The organism is Janthinobacterium sp. 64 (genome assembly GCF_002813325.1).
GTDB lineage: Bacteria > Pseudomonadota > Gammaproteobacteria > Burkholderiales > Burkholderiaceae_D > Janthinobacterium.
Genome location: NZ_PHUG01000001.1, coordinates 5,881,322 through 5,896,808 on the forward strand (window position 1 = coordinate 5,881,322; position 15,487 = coordinate 5,896,808).

The window sequence follows — 15,487 nt, forward strand, 5'->3', positions numbered from 1 at the left end:
AAGGCGGCCCGCAGGCCGCCCCCTTGATCAGAAATCGACGGTGGCCGACAGCCACAAGCGGCGTCCGTCCATGCTGTTGACATAGCGGTTGGCGTAGGTCAAGGTCGGCGCCGATGAGCCACGGTAAGGCTGGTAGTCGATGAAGTCCTTGTTGAGCAGGTTGTACACGGCCGCGTTCAAGGTCACGCGTTTGTTCAGCTGGTAGCTGGTGCCCAGGTGCAGCATGGTGTAGCCCTTGTAGTCGCCCAGCGCGGCCTTGGCGGCGCGCGTGGAAGCCGAGGTGCCCGGATCGCGGAAGCGCTCGCTGCGGTACTCGGCGCGCAGCCAGCCATTCCACTCGCGCGAGATATCCCACGACAGGCGCGCGTTGACGGCGTGCTTGGGCGTGTCGCTCAGCGGTTTGCCCGCGTTGCTGCTGCTCTTCTGTTCGCTTTCCGTGTACGTGTAGTTGGCGCTGGCCGACAAGGTCTTGCTCAGCGGGAAGCGCGTGTTCAGCTCGACGCCGCGTGTGACGGCCTCATCCACGTTGACGGACTGGCCGAATGCATCGACGTTGGGCCAGTTGCCGAAGCTGACGCAGCCGGGACGGTTCGGCGAAGGACGGTAGCTGCAATTGACGAGGCCCGTGCCCGTCGTGATCTTGTCCTTGAATGTATTGTTGAACAGGGAGCCGCTGGCCGTCCAGCCGGCCAGATTGTCGAAATACGCGCCAATTTCCGTCGTCGTGCTCGTTTCCGGCTTCAGGTTCGGGCTGCCGACGAGGGGAATCGTGCCCTGGCCGCCGAAACCGTTGATGCCTGGCGACAGTTGTTCCACGCGCGGCGTCTTGTAACCCTTGCTGACGCCGCCTTTGACGGTCCAGCTTGGCGTCGCGTTCCACACGGCATACGCGCGGGGGCTGGTCTGGCCGCCGAAGATGCTGTGATCGTCATAACGGGCGCCGAAGGTCAGCGCGAGATGCTCCAGCACTTGCCATTCGTCTTCCACGAACAGGGCTTTTTGCGTGAATTCGAATTTCTTCGGCGCCACGCCGTCCGTCATTTCCGCCTTCCACCATTGCGCACCGACGGTCGCCATGTGCTTGCCCAATGGCATGACCAGCTTGGTGTCGAACACCTGGCTTTCCACTTCCAAGGTGCGCGCGCTGCCGGCCACGGCGCCTGGCGTGCCCGGCGGAATCGTGCGGCCCAGGGTTTCCGTCTTGTTCACCATGTAGCTGCTGTCGACGGTGCCGAAGCCGAAGCGGCCCGTGTGCGACAGGGTCCACTGGTCGCGGTTGTATTTCTGCTCGGGACCGTAGCCGCCCTGCAAGCCCAGGGTGCCCAGCTGCTTCTTCGAATTGTCATAGGTCTGGCGGCCTGCGTCGGCGTCGAGGATGACGGTGTGGTAGCGGTTAGGCGTAAAGGCCAGGCGCGCGCCAAAGTTTTCAATGTCGGCGCGCACGGGGTTGGCGCCCATGCTCGGCACATTTTCCCCTCCGGCCGCGTCGTTGTAGCGGATGTTGGCCGCATCGCGGCGCTGCTTGCTGCCGCGCAGGGACAGGCCCAGCAGGTCGGTGGCGATGGGGCCGCTCAAGTAGAAGCGGCCGTTTTTCACGTCGCCGAAATCGGATTCTTCCTGCACCGTGTAGTCGGCCGAGACGGAGCCCATCCACTCTTTGCCCACCTTGCGCGTGATGATGTTGATCACGCCGCCCATGGCGTCCGAGCCGTACAGGGTCGACATGGGGCCGCGGATGATCTCGATGCGCTCGATGGCGGCCAGCGGCGGCATGAAGCTCGTCTGCGTGCCGCCGAAGCCGTTCGGCGTGACGTTGCCGGCCGCGTTCTGGCGCCGTCCGTCGATCAGCACCAGCGTGTAGTCGCTGGGCATGCCGCGGATGCTGATGTTCATGCCGCCCGTCTTGTCGCCCGCCGCGCCCACGTCGATGCCTTCCACGCTTTCCAGCGCCTGCGTCAGGTTGCCGAAGCGCTCCTTCGACAGCTCTTCACGCGTCAGCACGGTAATAGAAGCGGGCGCCTGTTTGATGTCCTGCTCGAAACCGGAGGCGGAAACCACCACTTCGGGCATGCTGGCAGGCGTGCCCGTCTGGGCGTAGGCCGGCAGGCAGGACAAGGCGGCCATGGCCAGGGCCAGTGTGGTGGGGCGCGGCAGGCGCGCGCGGCGGGTGCTGTTGGACATGCAAACTCCTGGAGGGTGGATGAGTGATTGGTCTGTATTATTTAGGTAATGGGAATCATGGGGGCAATAAGAATCATTTACAATTGCGCGCGTAACATCCCAAAAAATATTTTGCTCCGGATCATGCGCAGAAGTTCTTAAGAGATTCTTAATAGCGATAAAACCTGCAAGTGTCTCGCGGAATGCGGTATCTTTCAGCTATGCCCAGCCCACACCAGCCCATTCCCTCCGACATCCCCCCGTTATCGCTGGCCGCCGCGCGCGCCTTGCACCTGGCCGCGCAGGGCTTGCTGCAGGCGCGGCGCAAAAAGGCCGTGAAGGCCGACGTGCTGGCCGCCATCCGCCAGATGGGCGTGCTGCAGATCGACACCATCCACGTGGTGGTGCGCAGCCCGTATCTGGTGCTGTGGAGCCGGCTGGGCGACTATCCGCAGCCGTGGCTGGAGCAATTGCTGGCCGAGGGCGCGCTGTTCGAGTACTGGGCGCATGAAGCGTGCTTCGTGCCCATCGAAGACTATGGCTTGTACCGGCACCGCATGCTCGATCCGGCCGCCATGGGCTGGAAGTATTCGGTCAAATGGATGGCCGAGCAGGGCGACGCCGTCGCTGCCGTGCTGGAGCACATCCGCGCCAACGGCGCCGCGCGCTCGGCCGATTTTGAACGCTCGGACGGCAAGGCGGGCGGCTGGTGGAGCTGGAAACCGGAAAAGCGCTCGCTGGAAGTACTGTTTACGTCGGGCGTGCTGATGATCGCCAAGCGCCATCAGTTCCAGCGCTATTACGACCTGGCCGAACGCGTGCTGCCCGGCTGGCACGATGGCTTGCTGCCGCCCGAAGAGCAGGTGCGCCGGCGCCTGCTGCTGGCCAGCGTGAAGGCACTGGGCCTGGCGCGCGCCAGCTGGATCAGCGACTACTTCCGCACGAAACAAGCACGTGCCAGCCTGGCGCACGATCTGCAGGCGCTGGTGGACGAGGGTGCGCTGCTGCGCTGCGCGGTCGATGGCTGGATGGACGCCGTGTACGTGCATGCGGATCATGCGGAACTGGCGCGCAATGCCGCCGCCGGCAAGCTGGCGCCCACCCTGACGACGATATTGTCGCCCTTCGACCCCGTCGTCTGGGACCGGCGCCGTGCGCTGGAATTGTTCGGTTTCGACTACCGGCTCGAATGCTATACGCCGGCCGAAAAACGCCGCTATGGTTACTTCACCCTGCCGATCTTGCGCCGCGGCGCGCTCGTGGGGCGCCTGGACGCCAAGGCGCACCGCGCGCAGGGCCGCTTCGAGATCAAGTCGCTGGCGCTGGAAGACGGCGTGCGCCTCAGCCCCCGCCTGGTGCTGGACGTGGCCGGCGCCGTGCGGCGCCTGGCGAACTGGCATGCCTGCCCGGATATCGATATCGTCCAGGCGCAGCCGGCAGCCTTCGGCGCGCAGCTGGCCGCAGCGTTGCACGACGGCGGCGCTGCCGCAAGGCAGGCCGCATGATGCTGCCAGCGGCTCCTGCCTCCTTGCTCGACGCGAATGGCGTTCCATGCTTTGGCCGCTACACGGGCCAGCTGGACGCGTTTGACTGGGCCGCGCTGGCGCCGCCGTACGCGCGCGGCGCCCTCTGGCGCCTGTTCCACCACAAGCGCTGGCATTACGTGGCCCTGTCCACGCCCACCCTGTTCTGCGGCGTGGCCATCGTCGACCTGGGCTGGACCAGCACGGCGTTCGCGTATGCCTTCGACCGTCACAAGGGCAAGCTCGTGGCCAGCTTTTCGCAGGATGGCATCCCCGGCCTGTGCGCATCGGTGGCGCCGCACGCGGGCGCCAGCAGCCGTTTTCGCTTCCTCTCGCAAGTGATCTCCATCGAGGCCCTGCCGCAGCAGCGCTACCGTTTGCAGCTCGATTGCGGCCATTTCGGCATTGATGCGGAATGCGGCCCGCCCGTGGCGCCGACCCTGCTGGCGATCGGGCCGGTGGCCGAGGGCGGCAGCGTGCATGCCACGCAAAAGTCGGGCGGCTTGCCCTTGTGGGGCAGCGTGCGCTGCGGCGCCATGGGCTACAGCTTGGACGACGGCGTGGCCAGCTTCGATTACTCGAACGGTTTGCTGGCGCGCGAGACGGAATGGCGCTGGGCCTCGGCGCACAGCCTGGACCTGGGTTTCAACCTGCAGGCCGGCTATTTCGGCGCGCATGAAAATGCGCTGTGGCTCGATGGCCAGCTGTATGCGCTGGGCCGCGCGCATTTCGACTTCAATCCCGACAACCCGCTGGCGCCATGGCACGTATGGACGGACGACGATCTGCTGGACCTGCACTTCAAGCCGGAAGGGGCGCGGCGCGAAGATAAAAACCTGGGGATCGCCGCCAGCCGCTACATTCAGCCCATCGGCACTTTCAGCGGCTGGGTACGCACCAGCGCGCAATCTCCCAAGCGCATCGTGGCGCAGCTGGCGGGCGTGACGGAAAGCCACCGCTCGCGCTGGTAGGCGGGCGCAGTTTTTTTGCGAAACGCGCCACAAGGTCAAGTTTTTTTGACGGCGCATCCTATACACTGGCGCAGCCACTCCGGCAATCCCGCTCCGGCAATCCATGAGGCCAGAACATGAGTATCCGTAATCTCGACAAGTTGTTCAAGCCGGCCTCGGTGGCCCTGATCGGCGCCACGGCGCGCGACCACAAGCTGGGCGCCATCGCCCTGGCCAACCTGCTGGGGGGCGGCTATCAAGGAAGCATTTGGCCCGTCAATCCCAAGTACGACGAGCTGATGGGCCTGAAATGCTACCGCAAGCTGGCGCACTTGCCCAAGGCGCCGGACCTGGCCATCATCTGCACGCCGCCTGCCACCATCACGGCGCTGATCCGCGACCTGGGCGCGCTGGGCACGCGCGCGGCCATCGTCATGACGTCCGGCCTCGATCCCGTGCGCGAGCAGTCGCTGCGCCTGGCCATGCTGAAAGCGGCCAAGCCGCATCTGCTGCGCATCCTCGGTCCCAACAGCATGGGGCTGCTGGTGCCGAAACTGGGCTTGAACGCCAGCTTCGCCCACCTGGGCGCGACGAGCGGCAAGATCGCCTTCGTGTCGCAGTCGGGCGCGCTGGTGTCGGGCGTGCTCGATTGGGCCAATGCGCACGGCGTGGGTTTTTCCAAGTTCATTTCGCTCGGTGGCAGCTATGACATCGATTTCGGCGACCTGCTCGACTACCTGGCCGGCGACATCGACACGGCCGCCATCCTGCTGTACATGGAAGACATCCAGGCGGCGCGCAAATTCATGTCGGCGGCGCGCGCCGCTGCGCGCAGCAAGCCCGTCATCGTCCTGAAGGCGGGACGCGAGGCCGAAGGCGCCGCCGTGGCAGCCTGGCACACGGGCGCGCTGGCCGGTTCCGACGCCGTGTACGACGCGGCCATCCGCCGCGCCGGCATGCTGCGCGTGTATTCGGCCGAAGAACTGTTCGACGCGGTGGAAACGCTCACGCATATCCGCTCGCAGCGCGGCGAGCGCCTGGCGATTCTGTGCAACGGCGGCGGCCTGGGCGTGATGGCCACCGATGCGCTGGTGGGCAGCGGCGGCAAGCTGGCCGAACTCTCGCCCGATACCGTCATCGCGCTGGAAAAGGCGCTGCCACGGGGCTGGTCGCACGACAACCCCGTCGGCTTGCCCGGCGACGCGCCCGTGCAGCGCTATGTCGACGCCATCAAGCCGCTGCTCGACGAGCCGCAGGCGGACGCCTTGCTGCTGCTGCACGCGCCCACGGCCATGGTCTCGTCGATCGACATCGCCGAAGCCGTCACGCCGCTGATCAAGGCCACCTCGCGCACGGTGCTGTCGTGCCTGCTGGGCGGCACCACCGTGGCGCCCGCGCGCCAGGTCTTCAACCGGGCCGGCATTCCCACCTACGACACGCCGGAAAAAGCCGTGCATGGCTTCATGCAGATCGTGCAGTACCGGCGCAACCAGGAAACCCTGATGCAGGTGCCGGCGCAGCTTCCCATGTCGGCCACGCCGCGCCGCGCGCGCGTGCGCGAAATCGTCGCCGCCGCGCTGGCCGCCGGCCAGACGGTGCTCGGTGAGTGCCGCTCGAAAGAGATCCTGGCCGCCTACGGCATCCCGGTGGCCATCACGCGCATGGCGGCCGACGTGGAAGAGGCGCTGGCCGTGGCGGCGGACATCGGCTACCCGGTGGCGCTGAAAATCCATTCGCCCGACATCGCCCACAAATCCGACGTGGGCGGCGTCGCGCTCGACCTCGACACGCCCGACATCCTGCGCGCGGCCGCTGCCGCCATGCTCAAACGCGTGCGCCGCATGCGCCCAGATGCGCTGATCGACGGCTTTACGGTGCAGCAAATGGCGCGCCGGCCGCAATCGCATGAACTGATCGTCGGCGTCACCACGGACGCCGCCTTTGGTCCCGTCATCCTGGTGGGGCAGGGCGGCATCGCCGTGGAAGTGACGGCCGACCATTCCATCGGCCTGCCGCCGCTGAACATGGTGCTGGCGCGCGACATGCTGGCGCGCACGCGCGTGTCGAAACTGCTGGCCGGCTACCGCAACCAGCCGCCGGCCGACATCGACGCCATCTGCTACACCCTGATCCAGGTGGCTGAACTGGTGGCCGACATCGGCGAGCTGGCAGAACTCGACATCAACCCGCTGGTGGCCGACGCGGACGGCGTGATCGCGCTCGACGCGCGCATCCGTTTGCAACCGGGCCAGCAGCGCGACCGTCTGGCCATCCGCCCGTATCCGCAAGAACTGGAAGAGCGCGTGACGTGGATGGGGCAATCCATCTTGCTGCGCCCCATCCGGCCCGAGGACGCGCCGCAGCATATGGACCTGTTCCACGCGCTGGACCCGGACGACGTGCGCCTGCGCTTTTTCACGTCCATGCGCGAGCTGCCCGTGTCGCAGCTGGCGCGTCTGACGCAGATCGATTACGACCGCGCCATGGCCTTCATCGCCACGCACACGGGCCCGGACGGCAAGCCGGAAACCCTGGGCGTGGTGCGCGCCGTGGCCGACCCGGACAATATCCACGCCGATTTCGCCATCGCCGTGCGCTCGGCCCTGAAAGCCAAGGGCCTGGGCCACATCCTGTTTGAAAAACTGGTCGACTACTTCCGCAGCCGCGGCACGGAAGCGCTGGTGGGCGAGGCAATGGCGCGCAACAAGGGCATGCAGCGGCTGGTGAAAAGTTTTGGCGGCGAAGTCACGCCATCGGAAGAGCCGGGCGTCGTCAACCTGCATATCGGCCTGCGCGCGCCCTGAAAAAAGCGCAGGGGTCTTGCCTCGGGTTTGTGCCGGATCAAACTCACCACTGTCGGTAGTCTTTACACTCTCACTTCCAGAATCAGACATCCAGCGCATTTTCGGGAGTGAGTGCATGCTTACGGCAACATATATATTGGTTTCCCTGTCGGTAGAACAGGCAAGTATCCGCATGAGTTTGTTGGCATTTCAAAAATACATGCAGGTGCAACTGCGCCAGCAGAGCAGGCTGAGCCTGGCACAACTGCAGTACACGGGCGACTGGCTGAACCGGCTCTACCAGGGCGGCTACTGGCGCAAGGTGGAGCTGTATCTGGTGCCCGCCATCCGCCAGGCCACGCCGCATGCGGATGGCTTGCTCAATGAGCTCAATGGCTTGAACCATGCAGCGCTGGAAAGCATCAATGTGGTGCAGCAGCGCGCGGGCGCCGCCATCGACCATTCCGAATTACAGGCCGAGCAGCTGTGCGCGGCCATCGACGCTTTTTGCGCAGCCTTGCTGCAACGCCTGGAAAAAGAAGAGCGCGAACTGTTCGCGCTGGCGCGCAAGGTCATCGTGGGCGAAGCGTGGTTTGCCATCGCCTACCAGTTCCTCGCCCACGATGCGCGCGCGCAGGAAGCGCGCCGTGGCAAGGCGCAAGTGCTGCCCTTTGTTTTGCCCGTGCCTTTGCCAGCGCCGGGCACGCCTGCTGGCGCCGCTGACACGGCTGACACCGCCAGCATCGCCGGCACCGCGGCCGACGATGCCTTGCCTGCCATCCAGCAACCGTTGCGCGCGCAGGCTTGAGCGGGTAGCGAGCGCCCACCGCGTAGGCCCGTTTGTACCGGCTGCGCGCCCCTGATTTTGCGCTGGCGCCAGCAAGGAAGACATCTTGCGTTAGTCATTTGGTAACTTGTACAGACCTGTCCGATGCAATACCCCGGGCTTTGTTATGATGGTGGTTTTGATCCACGCGAAACCCGTCATGTTCGAATTTCTCTTCAAGCGTTCTGCCAGCAAGACTGCCGCCCCCGATCCTGTCGTGGCAGAACAGGCCGCCGCCTCGGCGCAGAGCGCATCGCGCCGCGCTGAACAGGTTGCGCGCGCCCATGCCGTGGCCGGCGACGAAGCCGCAGCTGCCGATTTCATCATGTCCAGCGAATTTGCCGATGCCCGTCTGATCGCGGCCGAACACGTCCATGCCTTGCCGCTGCTGGAAAAAGTCCACCACGCCATGCGCAACACGGACCGCCGCGTGGCCAAGCTGATGCAGGGCCGCATCGACCTGATCCGCCACCAGGCGGCCGAGACGCAACGCGCCCAGGCCAGCATCGACACGGCCCAGCGCCTGCTGAGCGATGAAAAACTGAGCCCGAACCAGGTAGCCGAGCTGGACCGCCAATGGCAAGTCATCAAGGCCACGCCGGAGCTGGCGACGGCCTTTGCCGCCGCGCGCGCCGCGCTGGCCGCGCGCCTGGAAGCGCAAGTGCTGCTGCAGCGCGCCGTGATCGACGCCGTCGCCGCCGCGCGCGCGCTGGCCAGCAATGGCCAGTCCGCCGATGAGCTGGCGCAGGCGCTGGCCCGCCTCGATGCGGACCATGCGCAGCATGCGCAATCGCCCGAGCGCGCTTCCTTGCCGAAACACCTGGAAAACGATTTCACGCAGGCGCGCGAGCAGGCGCAGTCCGCCTTGCAAGCGCTGCAGCAGCACCAGGCCGTGTTCGACGCGCGTCAGGCTGCGCTGACCGAATGGCAGGCGCAGGACGCCGCCACGCTCGACGCAGAGACCCTGAAGCGCGCATGGCAAGCCCTGCCGCGCTTGCCCGAATCCAGTTTGTCCGACAGCCTGCAGCAGCAATTTGCGGCCCTGCTGGCCAGCGCGCCGGCGCCCGTGCAGACGGCGGCGCCAGCCGCTGCCGCGCCTGGCGTGGTGGAATCCGCGCCGCGCAAGCCGCGCCAGGAGCACGCCCCGGTATCGAAGGAAGCGACGGAACAGTTCTTCAAGACGCTCGACGCCATGGAAGCGGCGCTGCAGGATGGCTTGCTGCATGTCGCTTCCGAGCACGACAAGACCTTGCGCGATAGCAAGCACGGCCGATTGACGCCGGCGCAAGCGGACCGCCTGGCCCATGTGCGGGCAGAATTCAAACGCCTGGCTGACTGGGCGCGCTGGGGCGGCAACGTGTCGCGCGAGGAACTGGTCAAGGCGGGCGAGGAATTGCCGGCGCAAGAACTCCCGATGGCCGAGCTGGCCAAGAAAGTGGGCAGCCTGCGCGAGCGCTGGAAGTCGCTCGATACCTTGTCCGGCCCGGCACCGAAATCGCTGTGGGAGCGTTTCGACGCGGCCTGCAGCGTGGCCTATGCGCCGGCGGCCCAGCATTTCAAGCAATTGGCAGAAGAGCGCCACGGCAACGCGGCCAAGGCCCAGGAACTGATCGCGGAAACGGCGGCCCTGGCCGCCGAAGAAAGCACCGACTGGAAACACGTCGCCTCCGCGTCGCAGCGCTTGCGCCAGGCGTGGACGCGCCTGGGCACCATCGACCGCAAGGAAAAGAAACGCCTGGATGCAGAGTTCGGCGCCGCGCTGGACGCCTTGTCGAAGCCGCTCGATACGCAGCGCCAGATCGAGACGGCGCGTCGCGAACAGCTGATCGTCGAAGTGGGCTTGCTCAAGCCATCGGAGCGCAACACGGTCGACATGCTCAAAGCCCTGCAAGATAAATGGCAGGAACTGGCGAAAGCCCTGCCGCTGGAGCGCCGCGCGGAACAGGCGCTGTGGCAGCGCTTCCGCGCCGCCTGCGATGATATTTTCTCCAGGCGCAAGGAAACGGCCCACGCGGCCGACCACGAACGCCGCGAACACCTGCATGCGCGCGAAGCGCTGTGCGCCGCGCTGGAAACGGCCGTCGTGCCCGAGGGCGACGACAAGGCGCGCAGCGCCTTCATCGACCACTTGCTGCGCGACACGCGCGCCGCCTGGAATGCCACCGGTCCCGTGCCGCGCGCCAGCGAAGCGAAGATCGAGCAGCGCTACCAGGCGGCCGTCGCCGGCGTGCAAGCGCAGGCGGACGCCATCGCCGAACGGGCCGGTGCGGCCCAGGCCAATGCTCTGCGCGACAAGCTGCGCCTGGTGCAATCGCTGGAAGTTGCACTGGCTGCTGGCGGCGCCGACGACGCGCAAGCGTGGAGCGAGCGCTGGAGTGCCTTGCCGCCGCTCGACACGCAGTACGAACGCAGCCTGCAGCAGCGCTTTGCCGCCGCCCAGGCCGCGCTGGGCGAAGGCAGCGCCGCCTACGTGCAGCAATTGCAATCGAACCAGGAGCGCTTGCTCGCTGAAGTCTTACGCCTGGAAATCGTCGCCGGCGTCGACAGCGGCGCCGAATTTGCCCGCGACCGCCTGAAAATGCAGGTGGAAGTGCTGCAATCGTCGCTCAAATCAGGCCAGAAGCCGCTCACGCAAGCGTCGCAGCTGATGCAGCTGTGCGCGATTGCCGCCGTCACCGATGCGCGCACGGCCAGCCGCATCGAAACCTTGCTGCGCCGTATCGGAGGCAACGTCAAATGAGTACCACCGTCCGTGTTCAGCACGCCGATTTTGACCTGAGTCAAGAAATCGCACAATTGCGTGCAGGCAACCCCAAGGTGGGCGCCGTCGTCGGCTTCGTCGGCACGGTGCGCGACATGAACGAGGGACTGGACGTGGCCGCCATGGAGCTTGAGCACTATCCGGGCATGACGGAAAAGTCCATCGAAGCGATCGTCGAGCAGGCGCGCGGTCGCTGGCCCCTGTCCGGCGCGCTGGTGATCCACCGCGTGGGGCCATTGCTGCCGCAGGAGCAGATCGTGCTGGTGGCCGTCTCGTCCGCCCACCGGGGCGAAGCGTTCGCCGCCTGCGAATTCATCATCGACTACCTGAAGACGGAAGCGCCGTTCTGGAAGAAGGAAGACACGCCGGAAGGGGCGCGCTGGGTCGATGCGCGCGACAGCGACGAGACGGCGCTGGACAAATGGACGGCAAAAGCAAGCGCCATTTGAATCGTACGGGCCCCACACCGTAGCTTTTGCCCAAATGCATCGGTTTTCTGCTTTGTGTATGCTTGAAAAGTACTTCCTCACCCCAATTTGGTTAACAACTAATTAACCGGGAGCGCTTTTCATGCGACAAGACAAACTCACTACCAAATTACAGGAAGCCCTGGCCGATGCGCAAAGCCTCGCCGTGGGCAACGACAACCCCTATATCGAACCAGTCCATCTGCTGACGGCCCTGTTGAACCAGGACGACGGCGGCGCCCGTTCGCTGCTGCAGCGGGCCGGCGTCAACGTGGGCGGCCTGTCCAAGGCTTTGGGCGCCTCGATCGAACGCTTGCCGAAGGTATCGGGCACGGGCGGCGACGTGCAGGTCAGCCGCGAATTCGTGGCCTTGCTGAACCTGGCCGACAAGGAGTCGCAAAAGGCGGGCGACCAGTTCGTGTCCAGCGAAATGGTCTTGCTGGCCATGACGGACGACAAGTCCGACTGCGGCAAGCTGGCGCGCGAAAACGGTCTGACCCGCAAGGCCCTGGAAGCGGCCATCGACGCCGTGCGCGGCGGTAACAAGGTCGACTCGCAGGAAGCCGAAGGCCAGCGCGAAGCCTTGAAAAAATACACCCTGGATCTGACGGAGCGGGCACGCAAGGGCAAGCTCGACCCTGTGATCGGCCGCGACGACGAAATCCGCCGCACCATCCAGATCCTGCAGCGCCGCAGCAAGAACAATCCCGTGCTGATCGGTGAACCGGGCGTGGGCAAGACGGCCATCGTCGAAGGCCTGGCGCAGCGCATCGTCAACGGCGAAGTGCCCGAGTCGCTGAAAGGCAAGCGCGTGCTGGCGCTGGACATGGCTGCCCTGGTTGCCGGTGCCAAGTTCCGCGGTGAATTCGAAGAGCGCCTGAAATCCGTGCTCAAGGAACTGGCCATGGATGAAGGGCAAACCATCGTCTTCATCGACGAGATGCACACCATGGTGGGCGCGGGCAAGGCCGACGGCGCGATGGATGCGGGCAATATGCTCAAACCGGCACTGGCGCGCGGCGAACTCCATTGCGTGGGCGCCACCACGCTCGACGAGTACCGCAAGTACATCGAGAAGGATGCCGCGCTGGAGCGCCGCTTCCAGAAAGTGCTCGTCGACGAGCCGACCGTGGAAGCGACGATCGCCATCCTGCGCGGCTTGCAGGACAAGTATGCGCTGCACCACAAGGTGGAAATCACGGACGCGGCCATCATCGCCGCCGCCGAGCTGTCGCATCGCTACATCACGGACCGTTTCTTGCCCGATAAGGCGATCGACCTGATCGATGAAGCGGCGGCGAAGATCAAGATCGAGATCGACTCGAAGCCGGAAGTGATGGACAAGCTGGAGCGCCGCTTGATCCAGCTGAAAATCGAGCGCGAAGCCGTCAAGAAGGAAAAAGACGAAGCATCGTTGCGCCGTCTGGGCCTGATCGAGGAAGAGATCGTCAAGCTGCAGCGCGAATACAATGACTTCGAGGAAATCCTGAAGGCGGAAAAAGCCGTGGTGCAAGGCAGCACGCACATCAAGGAAGAGATCGAGAACGTCAAGCTGCAGATGGAGCAGGCGACGCGCGAGAGCAACTGGCAGAAAGTGTCGGAGCTGCAGTATGGCAAGCTGCCGCAACTGGAAGCCCAGCTCAAGCAGGCTGACAGCGGCATCCCGAAGGTCGATCCCGACCAGCCGAAACTGCTGCGCACGGAAGTGGGCGCCGAGGAAATCGCCGAAGTGGTGTCGCGCGCGACGGGCATCCCCGTGTCGCGCATGATGCAGGGCGAGCGCGACAAGCTGCTGCACATCGAAGAGAAGCTGCATGAGCGCGTCGTGGGCCAGGATGAAGCGATCACGGCCGTGGCTGACGCCATCCGCCGCTCGCGCGCCGGCCTCTCCGATCCGAATCGCCCATATGGTTCCTTCATGTTCCTGGGACCGACGGGTGTCGGTAAAACCGAGCTGAGCAAGGCGCTGGCGACCTTCCTGTTCGATACGGAAGAATCGATGATCCGCATCGACATGAGCGAGTTCATGGAGAAGCATTCCGTGGCCCGCCTGATCGGCGCGCCACCGGGCTACGTGGGCTACGACGAGGGCGGCTACCTGACGGAAGCCGTGCGCCGCAAGCCCTACAGCGTGATCTTGCTCGACGAAGTGGAAAAGGCGCATGCCGACGTCTTCAACGTGCTGCTGCAAGTGCTCGACGACGGACGCATGACGGATGGCCAGGGCCGTACGGTGGACTTCAAGAATACCGTCATCATCATGACCTCGAACCTGGGTTCGCATAAGATCCAGGCCATGGAAAGCGATGATCCCGGTGTCGTGAAGCTGGCCGTGATGGCCGAGGTACGCTCGCACTTCCGTCCCGAGTTCGTCAACCGCATCGACGAAATCGTCGTGTTCCACGGCCTCGACGAGAAAAACATCGGCGCGATCGCGAAGATCCAGCTGAAAATTCTCGAAGAACGCCTGGCGCGCATGGACATGCAGCTGAGCCTGACCGACGCGGCCTTGCAGCAAATCGCCGAAGCGGGCTACGACCCGGTATATGGCGCCCGTCCGCTGAAGCGGGCGATCCAGCAGCAGATCGAAAATCCGCTGTCGAAGCTGATCCTGGAAGGCCGTTTTGGCCCGAAAGACGAGATCCGCATCGACGCCCAGAACGGCAACCTGGTGTTTACGGGCGCGCAGGTGGGGCTGGATAAGGTGTAATGTCGCAAAGGCTGGGGTCAGACCCCCGTCATTGTCAGCGCTGAATTTTGCGTTGGCGGTGTTGGGGGTCTGACCCCAGCGGTGAAAGCAGGGCGGTATCAGGCTGGACCTGATGCCGCCCTTCTTGCTATCATCGTCACTATTTTCTGACTAATTCCGGAGGCGGTACGATGGCAAACACATGGCAAGCAGGGCGGCGCATTGGAGTGGGACTGGCCCTGGCGGCGGCCGTACTGGCCTTGTCTGCGCACGCTCAGGCTCAGGAAGAGAAAGTCCTGAACATCTATAACTGGTCGGACTATATCGGCGACGATACGATCAAGAATTTTGAGAAGGAAACGGGCATCAAGGTACGCTACGATGTTTTCGACAATAACGAAATCCTCAATGCGAAACTGGTGGCGGGCAAGTCAGGCTACGACATCGTCGTGCCGACGGCCCAGTGGGCGCGCTTGCAGATCGATGCGGGCCTGCTGCGCAAACTCGACAAGAGCAAGCTGACGAACCTGGGCAACCTGGACCAGAACCTGCAGGCCAAGCTGTCGAAGATCGACCCGAACAACGATTACCTGGTCGACTGGCTGTGGGGCTACACGACGGTGGGCATCAACGTCAACAAGGTCAAGGCCGCGCTGGGCGGCATGGCCATGCCCGACAACGCCTGGGACCTGATCTTCGACCCGAAATACGCGGCCAAGCTGAAATCGTGCGGCGTGTCCTTCCTCGACTCGCCGTCGGAAGTGCTGCCGGCCGCGCTGCAATACCTGGGCAAGCCTGCGTACTCGAAAACGGCCGCCGACTACCAGGAAGCGGGCAAGGTGCTGCAAGCGATCCGCCCCTACGTAACCCTGTTCAGTTCCTCAGGCTACATCAACGACATGGCCAACGGTTCCGTCTGCGTGGCGCTGGGCTGGTCGGGCGACATCAATATCGCGCGCCAGCGCGCCATCGATGCGAAGAACGGCAATGTGATCCAGGTGCTGGTGCCGAAGACGGCCGCGCTGATGTTCGATACCATGGCCATTCCCGCCGACGCGCCCCATCCGACCAATGCGCACCTGTTCATCAACTACATTTTGCGTCCGCAAGTGCATGCCAGCCTGAGCAACAAAGTGTTTTACGCGAATCCAAATCCGGCCAGCATTAAATATGTACGCAAGGATATCGGCGAGAACAAGGCCATCTTCCTGTCGGATGCCGACAAGCAGCGCATGGCCGCGCCGGAAGCGACCACGGCCGATATCCGCCGCTTGATGACGCGCATCTATACGAAGTTCAAAACGGGAGTGTAAGACGGGAGTATAAAA

General features: G+C 64.6%; 9 protein-coding genes. 8 read left to right on the forward strand and 1 reads right to left on the reverse strand.

The window, feature by feature from the left end:
* Nucleotides 1-27: 27 nt before the first annotated feature.
* A complete protein-coding gene (locus CLU91_RS25960; protein WP_100876415.1) occupies nucleotides 28-2,181 on the reverse strand; it encodes a TonB-dependent receptor domain-containing protein in 2,154 nt (717 codons plus the stop codon).
* 200 nt (nucleotides 2,182-2,381) lie between these two features.
* Here CLU91_RS25960 and CLU91_RS25965 point away from each other — a divergent pair, with 200 nt between their 5' ends.
* The 8 genes from CLU91_RS25965 to CLU91_RS26000 all read left to right on the forward strand — a co-directional run bounded on the left by CLU91_RS25965 (nucleotide 2,382) and on the right by CLU91_RS26000 (nucleotide 15,472).
* Nucleotides 2,382-3,665: a winged helix-turn-helix domain-containing protein gene (locus CLU91_RS25965; protein ID WP_100876416.1), complete on the forward strand. Its 1,284-nt coding sequence runs from the start codon at nucleotides 2,382-2,384 to the stop codon at nucleotides 3,663-3,665.
* A complete protein-coding gene (locus CLU91_RS25970; protein WP_100876417.1) occupies nucleotides 3,662-4,654 on the forward strand; it encodes a DUF2804 domain-containing protein in 993 nt (330 codons plus the stop codon). Before CLU91_RS25965 ends, CLU91_RS25970 begins: the two co-directional genes overlap by 4 nt.
* 116 nt (nucleotides 4,655-4,770) lie before the next feature.
* Nucleotides 4,771-7,437 (forward strand): bifunctional acetate--CoA ligase family protein/GNAT family N-acetyltransferase, encoded by a 2,667-nt coding sequence (locus tag CLU91_RS25975; protein WP_198521411.1) that lies wholly within the window; start codon nucleotides 4,771-4,773, stop codon nucleotides 7,435-7,437.
* Between the two features lie 172 nt (nucleotides 7,438-7,609).
* On the forward strand, nucleotides 7,610-8,224 hold the full coding sequence (locus CLU91_RS25980; RefSeq protein ID WP_100876418.1) for a hypothetical protein: 615 nt from the start codon (nucleotides 7,610-7,612) through the stop codon (nucleotides 8,222-8,224).
* 178 nt (nucleotides 8,225-8,402) lie between these two features.
* Nucleotides 8,403-10,982: a DUF349 domain-containing protein gene (locus tag CLU91_RS25985; RefSeq protein WP_100876929.1), complete on the forward strand. Its 2,580-nt coding sequence runs from the start codon at nucleotides 8,403-8,405 to the stop codon at nucleotides 10,980-10,982.
* Entirely contained in the window at nucleotides 10,979-11,452 is a 474-nt protein-coding gene (gene moaE / locus CLU91_RS25990; protein ID WP_100876419.1) for a molybdopterin synthase catalytic subunit MoaE, read from the forward strand. The genes CLU91_RS25985 and moaE overlap by 4 nt, the downstream gene beginning before the upstream one ends.
* Before the next feature lie 121 nt (nucleotides 11,453-11,573).
* Entirely contained in the window at nucleotides 11,574-14,180 is a 2,607-nt protein-coding gene (clpB, locus tag CLU91_RS25995; RefSeq protein ID WP_100876420.1) for an ATP-dependent chaperone ClpB, read from the forward strand.
* A gap of 170 nt (nucleotides 14,181-14,350) precedes the next feature.
* Nucleotides 14,351-15,472 (forward strand): polyamine ABC transporter substrate-binding protein, encoded by a 1,122-nt coding sequence (locus tag CLU91_RS26000; protein WP_100876421.1) that lies wholly within the window; start codon nucleotides 14,351-14,353, stop codon nucleotides 15,470-15,472.
* Nucleotides 15,473-15,487: the final 15 nt, after the last annotated feature.